This window comes from Roseibium sp. M-1 (genome assembly GCF_054515675.1).
Map to the genome: position 1 here is coordinate 3,219,557 of NZ_CM137257.1, position 15,858 is coordinate 3,235,414.

General features: G+C 59.8%; 16 protein-coding genes. 6 read left to right on the forward strand and 10 right to left on the reverse strand.

Features of this window, described 5'->3' with window-relative positions:
- Window positions 1-106: 106 nt before the first annotated feature.
- The 9 genes from ACX3M4_RS14520 to ACX3M4_RS14560 all read right to left on the reverse strand — a co-directional run bounded on the left by ACX3M4_RS14520 (window position 107) and on the right by ACX3M4_RS14560 (window position 9,116).
- Window positions 107-1,090, reverse strand: coding sequence for a type II secretion system F family protein (locus tag ACX3M4_RS14520; RefSeq protein ID WP_459359264.1), 984 nt, complete (start codon window positions 1,088-1,090; stop codon window positions 107-109).
- A gap of 11 nt (window positions 1,091-1,101) precedes the next feature.
- On the reverse strand, window positions 1,102-2,124 hold the full coding sequence (locus ACX3M4_RS14525; RefSeq protein WP_459359265.1) for a type II secretion system F family protein: 1,023 nt from the start codon (window positions 2,122-2,124) through the stop codon (window positions 1,102-1,104).
- Between the two features lie 7 nt (window positions 2,125-2,131).
- Complete coding sequence (locus tag ACX3M4_RS14530) at window positions 2,132-3,643, reverse strand: CpaF family protein (RefSeq protein ID WP_459359266.1); 1,512 nt, start codon at window positions 3,641-3,643, stop codon at window positions 2,132-2,134.
- 30 nt (window positions 3,644-3,673) lie between these two features.
- Window positions 3,674-4,981 carry an AAA family ATPase gene (locus tag ACX3M4_RS14535; RefSeq protein WP_459359267.1) on the reverse strand — a complete coding sequence of 436 codons (1,308 nt, stop codon included), beginning with the start codon at window positions 4,979-4,981 and terminating at the stop codon, window positions 3,674-3,676.
- An 8-nt stretch (window positions 4,982-4,989) separates the two neighbouring features.
- A complete protein-coding gene (locus tag ACX3M4_RS14540) occupies window positions 4,990-5,706 on the reverse strand; it encodes a CpaD family pilus assembly protein (protein ID WP_459359268.1) in 717 nt (238 codons plus the stop codon).
- Window positions 5,707-5,716: 10 nt separating this feature from the next.
- Entirely contained in the window at window positions 5,717-7,126 is a 1,410-nt protein-coding gene (locus ACX3M4_RS14545; protein WP_459359269.1) for a type II and III secretion system protein family protein, read from the reverse strand.
- Window positions 7,127-7,164: 38 nt separating this feature from the next.
- Window positions 7,165-7,929: a Flp pilus assembly protein CpaB gene (gene cpaB / locus ACX3M4_RS14550; protein WP_459359270.1), complete on the reverse strand. Its 765-nt coding sequence runs from the start codon at window positions 7,927-7,929 to the stop codon at window positions 7,165-7,167.
- 235 nt (window positions 7,930-8,164) lie between these two features.
- Window positions 8,165-8,680 (reverse strand): A24 family peptidase, encoded by a 516-nt coding sequence (locus ACX3M4_RS14555; RefSeq protein ID WP_459359271.1) that lies wholly within the window; start codon window positions 8,678-8,680, stop codon window positions 8,165-8,167.
- A gap of 253 nt (window positions 8,681-8,933) precedes the next feature.
- Entirely contained in the window at window positions 8,934-9,116 is a 183-nt protein-coding gene (locus ACX3M4_RS14560) for a Flp family type IVb pilin (protein ID WP_459359272.1), read from the reverse strand.
- A gap of 528 nt (window positions 9,117-9,644) precedes the next feature.
- On the opposite strand from ACX3M4_RS14560, the gene ACX3M4_RS14565 reads away from it, so the two are divergent.
- The 5 genes from ACX3M4_RS14565 (at window position 9,645) to ACX3M4_RS14585 (ending at window position 14,068) form a co-directional block, all read left to right on the forward strand.
- Window positions 9,645-10,106: a pilus assembly protein N-terminal domain-containing protein gene (locus ACX3M4_RS14565; RefSeq protein WP_459359273.1), complete on the forward strand. Its 462-nt coding sequence runs from the start codon at window positions 9,645-9,647 to the stop codon at window positions 10,104-10,106.
- Between the two features lie 103 nt (window positions 10,107-10,209).
- On the forward strand, window positions 10,210-10,683 hold the full coding sequence (locus ACX3M4_RS14570; RefSeq protein ID WP_459359274.1) for a TadE family protein: 474 nt from the start codon (window positions 10,210-10,212) through the stop codon (window positions 10,681-10,683).
- 4 nt (window positions 10,684-10,687) lie between these two features.
- Window positions 10,688-11,266, forward strand: coding sequence for a TadE/TadG family type IV pilus assembly protein (locus ACX3M4_RS14575; protein ID WP_459359432.1), 579 nt, complete (start codon window positions 10,688-10,690; stop codon window positions 11,264-11,266).
- A 199-nt stretch (window positions 11,267-11,465) separates the two neighbouring features.
- Window positions 11,466-12,881 (forward strand): bifunctional enoyl-CoA hydratase/phosphate acetyltransferase, encoded by a 1,416-nt coding sequence (locus tag ACX3M4_RS14580; RefSeq protein WP_459359275.1) that lies wholly within the window; start codon window positions 11,466-11,468, stop codon window positions 12,879-12,881.
- A 2-nt stretch (window positions 12,882-12,883) separates the two neighbouring features.
- Window positions 12,884-14,068: an acetate/propionate family kinase gene (locus tag ACX3M4_RS14585; protein ID WP_459359276.1), complete on the forward strand. Its 1,185-nt coding sequence runs from the start codon at window positions 12,884-12,886 to the stop codon at window positions 14,066-14,068.
- 16 nt (window positions 14,069-14,084) lie between these two features.
- Here the strand turns inward: ACX3M4_RS14585 and ACX3M4_RS14590 are convergent, their stop codons facing one another.
- Entirely contained in the window at window positions 14,085-15,050 is a 966-nt protein-coding gene (locus ACX3M4_RS14590) for a phosphate/phosphite/phosphonate ABC transporter substrate-binding protein (protein ID WP_459359277.1), read from the reverse strand.
- A gap of 85 nt (window positions 15,051-15,135) precedes the next feature.
- On the opposite strand from ACX3M4_RS14590, the gene ACX3M4_RS14595 reads away from it, so the two are divergent.
- Window positions 15,136-15,768 carry an HAD family hydrolase gene (locus tag ACX3M4_RS14595; RefSeq protein ID WP_459359278.1) on the forward strand — a complete coding sequence of 211 codons (633 nt, stop codon included), beginning with the start codon at window positions 15,136-15,138 and terminating at the stop codon, window positions 15,766-15,768.
- Window positions 15,769-15,858 lie beyond the last annotated feature (90 nt).

Consider the following 15,858-nt stretch of genomic DNA (forward strand, 5'->3'; position numbering starts at 1 on the left):
CGGCCGGCTCTTCCTGAGCCTCGCCCCCCTCAACACGCCGGGGCCCACACGCAAAAACGCCGGGTATTGCCCGGCTTTTTTTGTGATTTAGAGCCTTCCCGGAGGTCTATGGTCCGCCGAAGATTTCGATCACCTGCATGATGGCCGGGCTCATGATGATGAAGAACAGGACCGGCAGGAAGAACAGGATCATCGGCACGGTCAGCTTCGGCGGCAGGGAAGCGGCCTTTTGCTCGGCCATTTGCATGCGCTGGTCTCGAGTGTCGTCGGCCATGGTCCGGATGGCGGTGCCGACCGGCGTGCCGTAACGTTCGGCCTGGATCAGCGCCATCATCACGTTCTTGACGCCGTCGACGCCGGTGCGCTTGGCAAGGTTCTCGTAGGCGGTGCGCCGCTCGCTCAGGTAGGAGAGTTCGGCGGTGGTCAGGGACAGTTCTTCCGCCAATTCGACGGACTGGACACCAATTTCCTCGGCAACACGCTGAAACGCACCCTCGATGGACATGCCGGATTCAACGCAGATCAGCATCAGGTCGAGTGCATCCGGCCAGGCGCGCTGGATCGTCAGCTTGCGCTTGTCGACTTTGTTCTTGAGGTAGATGTTGGGAATGAAGGCGCCAACGCCCGCCAGGCCGAGACAGATGCCGATCTTGGAAAAGGTCGGCAAGTCGTAGGGTACGACCACGAACGCATAAAACGCCGCAACCACGAAAATGATGCCCGGCAGCGCGATGCGCGCAGTCAGATAGTAATAGAGCGGTGCGGAGCCGCGATAGCCCGCCATGCGCAGCTGATCGAGTGTGGTTTCGTCAGACAGGGCTTCCTTCAGGTTCAACCGGTCGACGAAACTCTTCATCTGCGCCTTCGGCTGATTGCGCAGCGAGGCGCGCGCGTCGGCCTGGCTCGTCTGCAGGCGCGCTCTTTCCCGGGCACGCAGCTTGTCGCGTTCCAGCGCCACTGTCTTCATGCGAGATTTCAGCGTATCGCGCGACAGCAGCGGCATCACCAGTGAGAAGATGGTGCCGGTGACCGCCACCATCGCCAGGAGTGCCGCCAGAAACTGAGTGGATGCGAGCGTTTCGAGGTTCAACGGTCCGCCTCCTAGAAATCGAAGTTGATCATGTTGCGCATGACCATTACGCCGATGAACATCCAGAACAGACAGCCGGCGATGATGATGTTTCCGGTCGTCGTGGTGAACAGCAGGCTGATATAGTCGGGCGCAATCAGGTACATGATCCCGCCAACGGCAAAGGGCATCGAACCGATGATGCCGGCGGAGGATTTCGCTTCCGCGCTGAGCGCCTTGATCTTGCCCTTCATGGCCTTGCGGCCGCGCAGAACCTTCGAAAGGTTGCCAAGAGCTTCGGCAAGACCACCGCCTGATTTTTGCTGGATGGCGATCACGATGGCAAAAAAGTTCGCCTCGGCAAGCGGCATGCGGTCCGGTAATTTGGCAACCGCTTCAGCAAGGGAGATGCCCATGACCTGGGTCTCGGTGATCTTGCGGAATTCGGTTGCGACCGGTTCACGCGCCTCGCGGGCGACGACCTTGATGCAGTCGCCGAGCGGCAGGCCGGCTTTCACACCGCGCACGATGATGTCGACGCCGTTGGGCAGCTCGTTGAGAAACGCATTGAAACGGCGCTTGCGCTTGCTGCCGACATACCAGCGCGGCACACCGAAACAGCCGGCAAAGCAGAGACCGGCGGCGATGAGCATGTTGCCGTTGCTGACCACGAGGCCGACAAAGAAGCAAACGATGCCGCAGATGACACTGAAGATGATGAAATGCTTCATCTCCCACTCCAGCCCGGCCTGCTCCATCTTGACCTTGAGCGAGACGTTTTTCTGCCTGTTCTGCTTGGCTTTCTGCCGTTCCTCGAATTCCTTCAGCTGATCCTGAATCGAGCGCTTGCGACGGTCGACGTCGCGCATTGCCTTGCGCTGGTTTTCGCTTTGCGGGCGCGCAGAAACCGCCTGCACGCGCTGGTCCCGCCGCTTGTTGCCCGAGAGCGAGGGCTGAAAGATACTGTAGATGATGCCACCGACGGCCAGCATCACCAGAAGGGCGACGGCCAGTCCGGTGACCTGAGGAGTGAGAAATGCTTCAAAGCCGGACATGAAATCCTCAATCCCTGATATATTCGGGCGCTTCCGCGGCATCGAGAGCCGCGGCGAGACGGGCTTCCTCGCCGAAATAGCGGGCGCGCTCCCAGAATTTCGGCCGGCCGATGCCGGTGGAGCGATGGCGGCCGATAATCTTGCCGTTCGGATCCTCACCGATCATTTCGTAGACGAAGACGTCCTGGGTGGTGATGATGTCGCCTTCCATGCCCATCACTTCCGTCACATGCGTGATGCGGCGCGAGCCGTCGCGTAGACGGGCAGCCTGAACCACGACGTCGATCGACGAGACGATCATTTCGCGCAAGGTTCTGGAGGGAAGCGAGAAACCGCCCATGGTGATCATGGATTCCAGACGCGACAGGGCTTCGCGCGGCGAGTTGGCGTGAAGCGTGCCCATGGATCCATCGTGACCGGTGTTCATGGCCTGGAGGAGGTCGAAGGCCTCCGGGCCGCGCACTTCGCCGACGATGATGCGTTCAGGACGCATACGCAGACAGTTCTTGACGAGATCGCGCATCGTGATCTCGCCCTCGCCTTCCAGGTTCGGCGGACGCGTTTCCAGACGAACCACATGTGGCTGCTGCAGCTGCAATTCAGCCGAGTCTTCGCAGGTGATGATGCGTTCGGTGGATTCGATATAGGCGGTCAGACAGTTCAACAGCGTCGTCTTGCCGGAACCGGTACCGCCGGAAATCAGGACGTTACAGCGCGAACGGCCGATGATCTGAAGGATCTGCGCCCCTTCCGGCGTGATGGATCCGAACTTCGTCAGCTGGTCGAGGGTCAGCTTGTCGCGTTTGAACTTACGAATGGTGAGTGCCGGGCCGTCAATGGCCAGCGGCGGCGCGATCACGTTGACACGAGAGCCGTCGGGAAGACGGGCGTCGCAGATCGGGCTTGAATCGTCAACGCGGCGGCCAACCTGGCTCACGATACGCTGGCAGATGTTCATCAGCTGCGCGTTGTCGCGGAATGTGACGCCGGTCTGTTCCACCTTGCCGGAGGTTTCGATATAGACCGTGTGGGCGCCGTTGACCATGATGTCGGCGATGTCGTCGCGCGCCAGCAGCGGCTCGAGCGGACCGTAACCGAGCACGTCGTTGCAGATGTCCTCCAGCAGGTCTTCCTGCTCGGAGATGGACATGACCACATTTTTCAGCGCGATGATGTCGTTGACGACGTCGCGGATTTCATCGCGCGCGTCTTCCGCATCAAGGCGGGCGAGCTGAGACAGATCGATGGCTTCAACCAGCGCGTTGAAGATCTGGGCCTTGGTCTCGTAGTATTCGCTGTTCTTCTTCCGCTGAGCGGGGGCTGCCTGCGGTTCCGGTGCAGGAGGAGGCGCAGGTGGGGCTTTTGGCTTGGGCGCGGGTTCGCTCTGGCTCTTTTGCGGCACAGGTTGTTCCTGCCGGGCAGCCGGTGCCGCCGGCTCAGGCATGTCCTGCAACCCGGGAACACCGCCCGGCCGAAGGGTCTGGGATCCAGACGATGAACTGCCACGTCTTCCGAACATAACGAACTATCTGCTCCGCTCTCGGGCCGGTCAGCCGGCCTTCCGCTTCAGTTTCGACAAGAGCCCGCCAAGGCCCGGACGTGCGCTTTTGGCCGGCGCCGCCTTGCCGGACACGGACTGTGCCAGATTGTCCAACATGCGCGCGATCGCGTGCTTGCCATCAACCTCGCCAATCATCTGTCCGTTGTTGGCCGCCGTGCCGAAAAGCTGCGGCTCGAACGGAATGGCTGCCTGGACCGTCAGGCCGAGGGCGCCGGCAAATTCATCCGGCTTGATTTCCGGGCGCTTGGGCACATTCACCTTGTTCATGACCAGATGCGGCGGCCTGTCGTTCGGCCGCATCTGCTTCAGAATATCGACGGCGTTCTTGGCATTGCGCAAATTGGCCAGATCCGGTTCGGCCACCAGAACGATCTCGTCAACATTCATGAGCGTGTTCTTGACCCAGGCATTCCAGGCGTGTGGGACGTCCAGCACCACATGCGGAACGCTGGCGCGCATTGTATCCGTCAGGAGCTCGAAGGATTTTTCGCTCTGGTCATATGTGCGTTCGAGCGTTGCCGGAGCAGCCAGCAGGCTCAGATGCTCATTGCACCTGGAGAGAATCCGGTCGAGGTAGGTTTCGTCCAGGCGTTCGGGCGACGAAATGGCTTCAAAGACGCCCTGAAGCGGATCCTGGTTGAAATCCAGGCCGGCCGTGCCGAAGGCCAGATCCAGGTCGCTCACCACGACCTCGCTCTGGAAGCTGCGGGCCAGCGCCCAGGCGCCGTTATGGGCGATCGTCGACGCACCGCAGCCGCCCTTGACGCCGAAGAAGGCGATGGTCCGCCCGAGCGGTTCCGCATCCGGATCGGTGTAAAGGTTGCTGACGGAGCCGATCAGCTGGAAAACGCTGACGGGCGTGATCAGGTATTCGCTGACGCCGCGGGTGATCAGCTCGCGGTAGAGCATCACATCGTTGACGTCGCCAATGACGATCACCTTTGTGCCGGCATCGCAATACTCGGCGAGGTGATCGAGACTGGTCAGGAGGTCTTCCCGCCGGCCAGAGGTCTCGACGATGATCAGGTTGGGTGTCGGCGCCTGCTCGAAAGTCTCGATGGCCGCCGGAATCCCGCCCATGTCGATCTTGAGGTGGGCCTTTGCCATGCGGCGGTCTTCCATCGCGGCTTCCGCGATGCGCATGGTCGCGTCGGTCAGGCAGAAGGCATGCACAGTGATGCGCGGAATGGATCCGATATGAACGTTTTCTTCGCTGCCCGCATATTGATGCTCAGCAGGTTCCGAATAAGGATCCATGTAGCCTGACATGTCTTTCAGTTCCGAATTGGCACTCATGCTCTCACCTAGTTGTCTGAGACCTCTGTCCCGACCCCTTCCTTGAATTCGGCAGCGGTAATCTCACCCTTGCGATACTTTTCGAACACCGTCGCGCGGCGCATCTGATCTGCCGGCGTGGAGGCACGCGGGGTCAAAAGGTCGGACGGGTTTTCGACCATCACGGCAAGGTTCGCCTGTGTCGCGCAGCCAAAATTCTCGTAATTGACGTTGGGGCCGAACCCGCCGCCGATATTTCGGGGCCAGTCCCCGCATTCACCGGCGGTCGCCTGCATCCGGGCAAAGGACAGCCGGATCGGCGCGTCGGCACTGGCGTCCTGCACCGCGTAGGTGCGTGTGCTGATGCGGGTGCGCGCGAGGCCGCCACGTTGCAATGCTTCCCGGATTTCCGGTGTTACGGAATGCACCGCCGCTTCGTTGGCGCCACCCGACGGCACCAGGATTTCGACCGACCCGTCGCCCCGGCGGCGGCTGTCGGCCGCAAAAGCGGTGATCGTGTCCTCCACCGGACCATGGAGCCGACGCGTGTTGCGGCCGATCGGCAGGTCCAGCGTTTCGGGTTCCTCCGTCACCACGATCGGGTGCTGGAGGCGGTAATCGTTCGAGGCAAGCAACTGGCTCGACGTCTGGTTCTGGTTCTGGCAACCCAGCACCGCGAGACATCCCGCCAGGGCGAGGGCGGATTTGGAAACGGTCGCCAGCCGGACTGTTCTCTTGCTAATCATCCGTCCGTCCTCACTTGTAGATGAACCCGACCTGGCCGTGATACGTGCCCTCGGCCACGGCACCTGCGGGGTTGTAGATCTTGTTGAGCCGGTTCAGGAAAATGGTTTCCGCATCGTTCGGCGGCATCAGGTTCTTGTCCGGGCGCTGCAGTTTGCTCACTGCAACCGGCTGCACGACATAGGGCGTCACGAAGACAACCAGTTCCGACTGCTGCTTCAGGAAGTCACGGCTTTTGAAGAGCGCGCCAAGGATCGGGATCTGCATCAGACCGGGCACACCGTCGACAGCCTGCTGATAGGATTCCTTAAGAAGGCCTGCCATGACCAGCGTACCGCCTGAAGGCAGTTCCACGGTCGATTCGGCCCGGCGCACCTTGAGTGCCGAGATCGAGATCCCGCCAAAGGCAATCGCACCGTCGTTGCTGAGCTCGCTGACCTCGGTCTTGATCCGCAGGCTGATCCGCCCGCCGGACATGACAACCGGGGTAAAGTCGAGCCCGACACCGAATTTCTTGAATTCGATCGTGACTTCACCATCCTGCTGAGCAACGGGGATCGGAAATTCACCACCGGCCAGGAAGCTTGCATTCTCGCCCGAAATAGCGGTCAGCGTCGGCTCCGCCAGCGTCCGGACCACACCCTCGCGCTGAAGCGCCTCGATCTCTGCCGTGATCGACGTGGTGCCGCTCAGGAAAGAAAGCTGGGCAACAGTCTGGTTGACGATATTGGGGTTCACCGTGAGTTCAGGTGCCTGAAGGTAGCCGGGCGTGAAGTTGCCTGTGCCGATCGACGCGCCGAGCTTGACACCAAGCTGCTTGATGACGGAGCGCTCGACTTCGGCGACATTCACCTTCAGGTGTACCTGATCCTTGCCTTCGACGGAGATCAGGTTGACGATTTCGGTCGCGCCGGCCGCACCCTGGAACTTCGCGGCAATGTCACCTGCCTGCTGTGCCTCGATCGCACTCTTCGCCGTCCCGCTCAGGATCACGTTGCCATTGACCGATTCGGCCGAAATCTGCGTTCCTGGAATCAGCTTGCGAATGATGCGGGTCAGATCGGACGTATCCTTTTCGACCCGGACGTCGAAACTTGCCAGTTCGCGGCCGCTGCGGCTGAAGAGAACCAGCCGTGACTGCCCTGCGGTGTTGCCGATGACGAAGATCCGCCGCGGTGTTCTGAGGACCGCATCCGCGATTTCCGGGTTAGAGACCAGGACGTCGGCGGCATCTTCGGCGAGGTTGATAACCACCGACCGGCCGATACCGACATTCAGGATGCGATCGGTTGCCCGTTCGCCCGCCGCCACATGGACCTGGCTGGGGAAGTTTTCTTCCGCCAGGACGGCTGGACCGGTAAGCCCGAGCAGTGCGCCCGTGAGACAGGTCGCAACTGCCATCTTCTTAAGAAAGTTTCTCATCGCGCCCCTCGCGCTGGACGTTCTTTTGTCAACCGGTGTCATTGCGTACCTGCCTGGCTGGTCACGCCATATTTGACGAAGTTCACACCGCGCCGGCGGCTGTTATCCGCTTCCGCATCATCAGCGGAATCCTGCGCGCTCCTGAGAGCCAGCGCGATCGTGCCGACCTGCTGGGACTGGGCGACGAGTTCCGACTGCGCCAGTGTCAGTTCCAGGGTTGCCGTCCGCTTCGGGCTCAGGTTCTTTTGATCCTGTTCCCCGGCCGTGGTGGCATCGATGGCGAGCACCCGGATGTTTTCCAGGAACGTCTCGCTGCGCGCGCCATTGTCGGACTTGCGGGTCAGGATGAGGTCGACCTTGTCACCCGGCAGGATGAACCCGCCTGCGGTTGTCTCGGCTTCCACGCTCACCGCGATCGCCCGCTTGCCCTTGGGCAGGATGGCCGACATGAAGCCCTTGTCGGTGTTGATCAGGCGTTCAGGCCGGATTGGTTCGCCGGCAAAGATCGGGGCGCGTGCGATTCGCCCATCAAATTCTTCGTCGGCGGTCGGACTTGCCTCGCGTGTCACCGATCCGAATGGGATGGAGTCCGCCGGCCAATTGGCCCAGGAGAGGTCGTCCTTGGATAGCTTTCCACCGAGATTGATGTCGTTTTTTGCGACAAGAACCTGGCTTTTCTGCTCAACGACAGGTGTTTCCACCACAGCAGGCGCAGGCGTACCGCCCGACATCATCACCATTCTGAAGGCGATGATGCCTGCTGCGACTGCGATTGCCAGTACGAAGATTCGAGCGAATTTCATGACCAAGACCCAATATTCCTAGGGGCGCATGCGCCGTTCTTTCCTAGGATGAGGGGTAATTGGTCAAAACATGGTTAACCAGGTGTAGATGTTTTTGGTTAATATCTGTTAACTTTACTGAACGCTTTCTAAATACCACTGCAATTTGAAAAATGTAGAACCAAATCATGCCGTCATCGACATGAAAAGCAGGCGCACCATGGCACCTGCCCTTACGCGATTTGAAATTTCAAGCTTAGAGAGACTGGCCGATCAGCTTGAACCAGGCGGTCGACGGATAGACCTGCAGGCCGGCAACGGCGATCGCAATGCCGTAGGGAATGCCGCTGCGGTTGTCGTGAAGCCTGTCGAACCACTCCTGGCGCGCCAGTATATGCGGGAAACCCACCATTTGCCGCATCGACATAATGCCGAGTGTCAGCACGGCCCCGTAAAGAGAGACAAGAATCATGAAATGACCGAGTTCCGGGGTCAGGCCGATCCAGAGCGAAATCGCGCTGATGAACTTCACGTCACCTCCGCCCATCCAGCCGAAGGCAAAAAAGGTGAAGCCGACGACGAAGACCGGAAGGAACCCCAGGAGATGCGTGCCCCAATCCGACAGCGGCAGGCCCGTTCCGATCGCAACAAGCGCAAAGCCTGCCACCAGGAGCAGGGAGACCCGGTTCTGGATCGTCATCGTCAGAAGGTCCGAAGCGCCGCCGAAAGCGACGAGCATGGGAAAGATCACAAGGAGTGCAGCCTCAACCATCGGACATCCCTCTTTATTCTATGGGCCCGGGAACCTTCGGGCCGATAAGTCCGGCGTCCCGATGGCTGACCCTTGCCAAAGTCATCGGGCATTCTGCAGGCATACGACCGCCCGCGAGACCCGCTGTCAGCGAACTTAACTGCCGAGAGTTAACGGTTCGCAGACAAATTGGATTGCAGATAACAAAAAACAGGCAGCAAGCTGCCCGTTTTCTGTAAGCGTTAGAACTTAGCGTTCGCGCCTCTGCCCACCATTAGCTTGCAGTAGCAGCGGTGCTCAGCGTCGTCTGGATCTTCGTGAAGACGCTCTTCAGCGAAGTACCGGTCAGCGACAACGCGGTCAGGATGACGATGGACAGGAGGCCAGCGATCAGGCCGTATTCGATTGCGGTTGCGCCGGATTCGTCTTTGGCGAAACGATTGATAAGAGACTTCATGTGTTTGCTCCAAGTACCACTGAGTTGACAGCTTCAAAGTCCGCCGGATCTTCTTTTGTCCGTTCGAACATGTGATCACCCTAGGGCAGAGAGCTTTCCAAGCAGTTAAATTTACCATCCGCCATCAAAAAAATCCTGACAAATATCACTATAGTTAACAATAGGTATAGATAAAAAATGATTAATACCTCACAAAAACTTTAAAATAAATCTCAATAAATAAGTATATTTCCTCGACCGATTTTCCCCTGACTGTAATTCTCTCTTATCAGTACTGTTCTATCATTCAGTATTGATTAATTTCCCGCGTGAAAGTCTAGATAATCCCACCCGCCAAGACAGGGCGCCATGAGGTCCCGCTCGTATTCCCAGCAATGCATACAATCCGAATACGCTCGGAACGCATTTATCATCAAAAACACCAAAGAAGCGCCGGTTTACACTTCTTGAGCCCCTGCGTTAGCAGATCGTTCACCACGTTTGCTGCATGCTGTCGCAAGAACAGATATATATGGAGTACCCATAGGCATGTTCACGAACATACTCAAATGGACCGGCGTGCTTGTGCTGGCGCTTCACGCAGGCGCAGCAGCGGCGCAGGACGGTCCGGTAATGGTAACTGTCGACCGCGCCAAGATCTTCCGCATCGCGGAAGGTGCTTCGGCTGTCATCGTCGGCAATCCCTTCATTGCAGATGTCGCCATGTTCGACCAGAACACGGTCGTCATCACCGGCAAGAGCTACGGAACGACCAATCTGGTCATCCTGGATGCGAACAACAAGCCGATCGTGGATGAAGTGATTACGGTGCGGGCGTCGGAAGACGATGTGGTGTCGGTCTATCGCAAGGCGGAACGGACGACCCTGTCCTGCAGCCCCAGTTGCGAGCCGACGCTGCGACTTGGCGATTCCGATCCCGCCTTCAAGGCAACCGCCGAACAGGCGACCTCCAGGAACAGCCTCTCGCTTGAAGCTGCGGGCGTTCAATAGGCGTGGTTGAGCACGGAGTGTGCAAGGAATGATCCGGAAGCTGCGTAGTCTTTTTTGCTTGAAAGGCAGAAATGGCCGGTCTCTGGCCGAAGACCGCGGTGGCGTGACCGCCGTCGAGTTCGCCCTCGTAGCGCTCCCCTTCTTCACGCTGGCCTTCGGGATAATCGAGGTCGGTCTTGTGCATTTCGCCAACCGGATGCTGGACAATGCGGTTGTCGGTTCCGCGCGCCTGATCAGAACCGGCCAGGCGCATGGCAAATTGAGCCAGGAACAGTTCAAGCAGCAAGTTTGCGACTACATGCCGTCCTTCATGTGCAATATCGACCGGATTTATGTCGATATCACCGCCGTCCCCGATTTTGCTTCTGCAAATTCCACGGACGTTCTCTACGACGAAGACGGTAATCTCAAGGACGAAACCAATTACGACATTGGAGATGCCAGCGAGATTGTTGTCGTGAATGTCATCTACAAGTGGCCGATGATGACCTCCATTTTCAATTTCGATCCAGCGGACAAGAATGGGGAACGTCACCTGACCTCGACAATGGTGTTTCGAAATGAACCCTGGAACTAGACCCTTGCGTCCGTCAGGGAAACTGTGGCGCCGGCTTGCCGCATTCCGGCGGGATGCGAGAGCTGTTGCAGCAACCGAATTTGCGCTCATCCTTCCTTTCATGCTCCTGCTTCTCATCGGAATGGCGGAAGTTACCGGCGCCATGAACGAAGACAGGAAGGTGAGCCGTATCGCCAACGCCGTCACCGACCTTGTCGCCCAGGCCCAGACCGTGACGACGACCGAACTCAAGGCCGTTATGGATCTGGGCGAGAAAATCATGGCGCCCTACCCCGCCACCGATCTGGTGACGACCATTGCAAGCATTTCCTTCGACGAGGACGGAGATGCCAGCGTCGACTGGAGCTACGATTCCAAGGGTTCCAAACCCTGGGCCAAGGGCTCCAAGCCACCGGTCACGATCCCGGACAATGTCGCAAATCCCAACACGTCGATCGTTCTGGGCAAGGTTTCCCTGGACTACACGCCACCGTTCGCCGGTGTGTTCACGGATTTCTTCAGCCGGGAAAGCGAGATCACCTTGAGCGACACCTATTACCTCCGGCCCCGGTTGACCGACACCGTCGACTGCACAAACTGCTGAACCGGTTCATCTGCCTCCAAGCCACTTCCGCTTGGAAGACCGCCAGGCATGAGCATGCGCCAGGTGTCCCCTGTCCGGTCTGGCTCACTCATGGTTTGGCGTCCTAAGCCCTCTCCCTTATTCCTTATGTCGCATAATATCTCTATTCTCCGCCTGAATGCTGCGCTGCAAAATTTTTCAGTATGGGAATACCCGACAGATGGCGACCAACAAGACCTATGATCAGATCCAGGTAGGCGATAGCGCTGAAATCGTCCGCGAATGCTCGTCCAACGACCTCCTGGTCTTTGCCCATGCCTCCGGCAATCACAATCCGATCCACCTGCCCGATACCGACTGGACAGGCGACGGCCATATCGACAAACCGGTCGCGCCGGCCATGTGGGTCGGCTGCCTTGCCTCCGCGGTGCTCGGTAATATCCTTCCGGGCCCAGGAACGGTCTACAGGTCCCAGTCCTTCCGCTTTCTGGCGGGCGCTGCCGTCGGCGACAAGCTGCATGTGAAGGTCACCGCCACCGCCAAGAAGCCGGACAATGTCGTGACCTTCGACATGACGGTCACCCGCGGCGACGGAACCCGTCTGGTCGAGGGCGTGGCGGAAGTCGTGGCGCCGGTCGAGACCATAGAATTCGATGCCAGCAACATTCCGGCCCTGCTGGTGCAGCGTCACCGGCATTTCAACAGCATGATCCAGCGGGCCAAGACCTTGCCCGCCCTGCCGACCGCGGTTGCCGCGCCGGACGACCCGAATTCGCTCGAAGGAGCGCTGATGGCTGCGCGAGAAGGCCTGATCCAGCCGATCCTGATCGGCGCGCGCGAGCGGATCGAGGCCGCCGCAAGGGAGCTTGGCGAAGACATCGGTTCCTATGAGCTGATCGACATCGAGGACGAGATGGAGGCCGCGGGCCGTGCCGTTGCCCTTGTGCACGAAGGCCGGGTCAAGGCGGTCATGAAAGGGCATCTGCACACCGATCACCTGCTGCACCACGTGGTCAAGCGCGACGGCGGCCTTCGGACAAAGCGCCGGATCAGCCATGTCTTCGTCATGGACATTCCGGGCCGGAAAACGCCCGTGCTGATTTCGGACGCGGCGATCAACATCTCTCCGGACCTCAACACCAAGGTCGACATCACCCAGAACGCCATCGACGCGGCGCTGGCCCTTGGTCTTGAAACGCCCCGGGTGGGCGTTCTATCCGCCATCGAAACGGTGAACCCGGCGATCCCCTCCAGCCTCGACGCGGCGGTGCTTTCCAAGATGGCCGAGCGCGGCCAGATCACGGGCGCGGTCGTCGACGGTCCGCTTGCCATGGACAACGCCATCGACGTCCAGGCGGCGCGTACCAAGGGCATCACCTCGCTGGTGGCCGGTCATGCGGAGGTGCTGATCGTACCCAATCTGGAGTCCGGTAACATGCTGGCCAAGGAACTGACCTTCATCGCCCATGCGGAAGCCGCCGGCCTTGTGATCGGCGCCAAGGTTCCGGTGATGCTGACCAGCCGTGCCGATGACGGCCGCGCACGCCTTGCCTCCTGCGCCCTCGCTCTGCTTTACATGCACTGGCAGACAACCGGCACACCGGTGGCGCTGCTCGACCGGAACGGGGAGGAATAAGCGTGGGGCCCGTCATTCTCGTTCTCAACTCCGGCTCTTCGTCGATCAAGTTCACCCTCTTTTCCGGCGCTTCGGAGCAGTTGAAGGGTCAGATTTCCGGCCTCGGAGCGGAGCCGCGCATCGCTCTGGCTTCGATGGTCACGGACACAGGGATCGACAGGTTGCTGACAACAGCAGAAGGCCAGTGCCATGCCTCTGCGCTGGCTGCCATCCTGCCGGTGCTGGAACAGGAGCTGGATGGACACGCAGTCGACGCAGTCGGTCACCGTGTCGTCCATGGCGGCATCGCCCATACGGCGCCACTCGGAATTACCGAGGAGGTAATGGAAGATCTTAAAGGCCTGGAGCCCCTTGCGCCGCTGCACCAGCCGCATAATCTCGCGGGCATCAGAGCCGCGCGCGAAGCTTTTCCCGAAGCACTGCAGGTCGCCTGTTTCGACACGGCCTTTCACCGCAGCCATCCCTGGGTGAATGATACATTCGCTCTGCCGCGGTCCCTTTATGAGGAAGGTGTACGCCGCTACGGCTTTCACGGTCTTTCCTACGAATATATCAGCAGCTACCTGAAGCAGTCCCGGCCGGAAGCCTATGCGGGGCGCGTGGTCGTTGCCCATCTCGGCAACGGCGCTTCCATGTGTGCGATCCGCGACGGTCAGAGCATCGGCTCGACCATGGGCTTCACCGCTCTCGACGGCCTGCCCATGGGCACGCGCTGCGGCCAGCTCGACCCCGGTGTCGTGCTCTATCTCCTGACGACGAAAGGCCTCTCTCCGGACGAGGTGTCGGACCTGCTTTACAAGTCCTCCGGGCTCAAGGGTCTCTCGGGCATAAGCCAGGACATGCGCACCTTGAGCGAAAGCGACGATCCGCGCGCAGCCGAGGCCATCGAGTATTTCGTCTTCCGCATCCGCCGTGAGCTTGGCGCGATGGCGGCCGTTCTGGGCGGTCTTGACACGGTCGTCTTCACAGGCGGCATCGGCGAGAACTCCGCGCTGGTGCGCAGGAAGGTTTGTGAAGAGCTGGATTGGCTCGGTCTGTCGATCGACCAGGACGGAAACCAGGCCGCGGCCGAAGACATCTCCGCCAGCGGGTCAAAGGTCAGCGTGCTGGTCATCCCGACAAACGAGGAAGAAATGATCCGCCGCCACAGCGCCGCCCTGCTGATCCGGGAAACGGTATCGGCGTGAGGATGCTTGCGGCATGTTATTGCCGTGACGGGTCCAGCAGTGCGGCAAACTCGTCCTCGTAGGTGCGCAGAACAGGCCGGAAATCCGCATGGACCACCGGCTCGAAACCGCCGGGAAGATCCGGTTCGATGGCAAGATAGGCATCCGGCGCTTCGCGGCGCAGATCCATCAGCCCGGCCCGCAGGCGCCGCTTGAGATCGTCGGGCAGATCCTTGCGCAAGCTGTGCGCCGAATAGGGAATGGGCAGCGACCGCCAGACGATTTCGAGGTCGTTGAAACTTCGGCCGCCAGAGACATAATAGTCGTTGAGCGTGCCGGCGGTGTACCCGTTCTTGGCTTCGCCTGCCAGCGTCGACCAGCCGAGCGTTGCCTGGACCCGGCCATCAAGCACGGCACGCACGCCCTCCAGCAGGTCCTGCACTTCCACCAATGCGCTGAAATGGGTGCGTGCATCGACGCCGTCCGCTGCGAGATTGGCGATCGGTACCCTGTAACCCGTAACCGCATGCGTGCCACCAACGGCAAGGCGCGTCCCCTTGAGTTCCGCAAGCGTGAGTTTCTCCGCTCCCCGGCGGGCAATCAGAACCGCATAGAACCGCGCGGGAAAATCGTCCGGTGCCGCTGTGACCAGAGGCTCGACGCAGGCACAAAGCTGATGGGTCGCAGCGTAGGCGGAGGGCGACAGGCGGACATAGTCGATGCGCCCCGCTGCAATCGCCTCGACCGCATCGGCCATCGTCTCCATCAGGAACAGGTCGACCGGCAGATCCGCGATCTCCTCAATGGCCAGGCGGAACGGCTCGACCCGGTCACGGGCACCGTCATCTCCGGCAACGACGACGCCAAGGCGCAACCGGTCCGGCAGGCTTTCGCCGTTCTGTGCCTGTGCCGTTGCGGACAACGTGATCAGAAGGGCAGCCTTCAGCAGCCAGGAAACCGTTGCCTGGAATGCTCTACGGGCCGGGATCGGGAAAAGTGCCATAATGCGGACATAACCTTCTGATGAAACTCGTAAAATTCTACATTGCCCCGTAAACACTTTCCGTCAGACAATCCGGACCGGCCCAATGCGCAATTCTATCACGACCGTCGTCTTCGATATAGGTAATGTCCTGATCGAATGGAATCCTGAATATCTCTATGTTCGACTAATTCCCGATGCGGCGGAACGGCACCGGTTTCTGGAAACCGTCTGCAATATGAACTGGAACCTGCAACAGGACCTCGGCCGCCCCTGGGAAGAGGCCGTCGCCACACTGACGCTGCAGCACCCGGACAAGGCGGAGCTTATCAAGGCCTATTCGGAGCGCTGGCACGATATGGTTCCGGGCGAGATCGAAGGGACGCCGGCGCTCCTTGCCGAGCTCAAGGCCCAGGGCACCCCGCTTTATGCCATCACCAATTTCTCCGACGAGAAATTCGCCGAGGCACAGGCAAGGTTTCCATTTCTGAAAACCAGCTTCCGGGACATCGTCGTGTCGGCGGCAGAAAAGCTGATCAAGCCGGACCCGCGCATCTATCAGGTCCTGCTCGATCGCAACGGCCTGGATGCCGGAGCCTGCCTCTTTATCGACGACAGCGAAAAGAACGTCGAAGCCGCCCGCCAGGTCGGCATGGCTGCGCATCATTTCAAGGATGCGGACGGCTTGAGGTCAGAACTCGAGCGGCTTGGGCTATTGGGTGTTCACGCTGAGGTTTGAGCGAGGGGCCCATCCTTCGAGACGGACCTAACGGTCCTCCTCAGGATGAGGTACAACTTTTTGCATAGCCTGTCATACCCCGCGACCTCA

Bases quoted from the DNA above. Each gene is read 5' to 3' on its own strand.
- ACX3M4_RS14525 (WP_459359265.1), bottom strand. From the start codon at position 2,124: ATGTCCGGCTTTGAAGCATTTCTCACTCCTCAGGTCACCGGACTGGCC.
- ACX3M4_RS14530 (WP_459359266.1), bottom strand. From the start codon at position 3,643: ATGTTCGGAAGACGTGGCAGTTCATCGTCTGGATCCCAGACCCTTCGG.
- ACX3M4_RS14535 (WP_459359267.1), bottom strand. From the start codon at position 4,981: ATGAGTGCCAATTCGGAACTGAAAGACATGTCAGGCTACATGGATCCT.
- ACX3M4_RS14540 (WP_459359268.1), bottom strand. From the start codon at position 5,706: ATGATTAGCAAGAGAACAGTCCGGCTGGCGACCGTTTCCAAATCCGCC.
- ACX3M4_RS14545 (WP_459359269.1), bottom strand. From the start codon at position 7,126: ATGAGAAACTTTCTTAAGAAGATGGCAGTTGCGACCTGTCTCACGGGC.
- cpaB (WP_459359270.1), bottom strand. From the start codon at position 7,929: ATGAAATTCGCTCGAATCTTCGTACTGGCAATCGCAGTCGCAGCAGGC.
- ACX3M4_RS14555 (WP_459359271.1), bottom strand. From the start codon at position 8,680: ATGGTTGAGGCTGCACTCCTTGTGATCTTTCCCATGCTCGTCGCTTTC.
- ACX3M4_RS14560 (WP_459359272.1), bottom strand. From the start codon at position 9,116: ATGAAGTCTCTTATCAATCGTTTCGCCAAAGACGAATCCGGCGCAACC.
- ACX3M4_RS14565 (WP_459359273.1), top strand. From the start codon at position 9,645: ATGTTCACGAACATACTCAAATGGACCGGCGTGCTTGTGCTGGCGCTT.
- ACX3M4_RS14580 (WP_459359275.1), top strand. From the start codon at position 11,466: ATGGCGACCAACAAGACCTATGATCAGATCCAGGTAGGCGATAGCGCT.
- ACX3M4_RS14590 (WP_459359277.1), bottom strand. From the start codon at position 15,050: ATGGCACTTTTCCCGATCCCGGCCCGTAGAGCATTCCAGGCAACGGTT.
- ACX3M4_RS14595 (WP_459359278.1), top strand. From the start codon at position 15,136: ATGCGCAATTCTATCACGACCGTCGTCTTCGATATAGGTAATGTCCTG.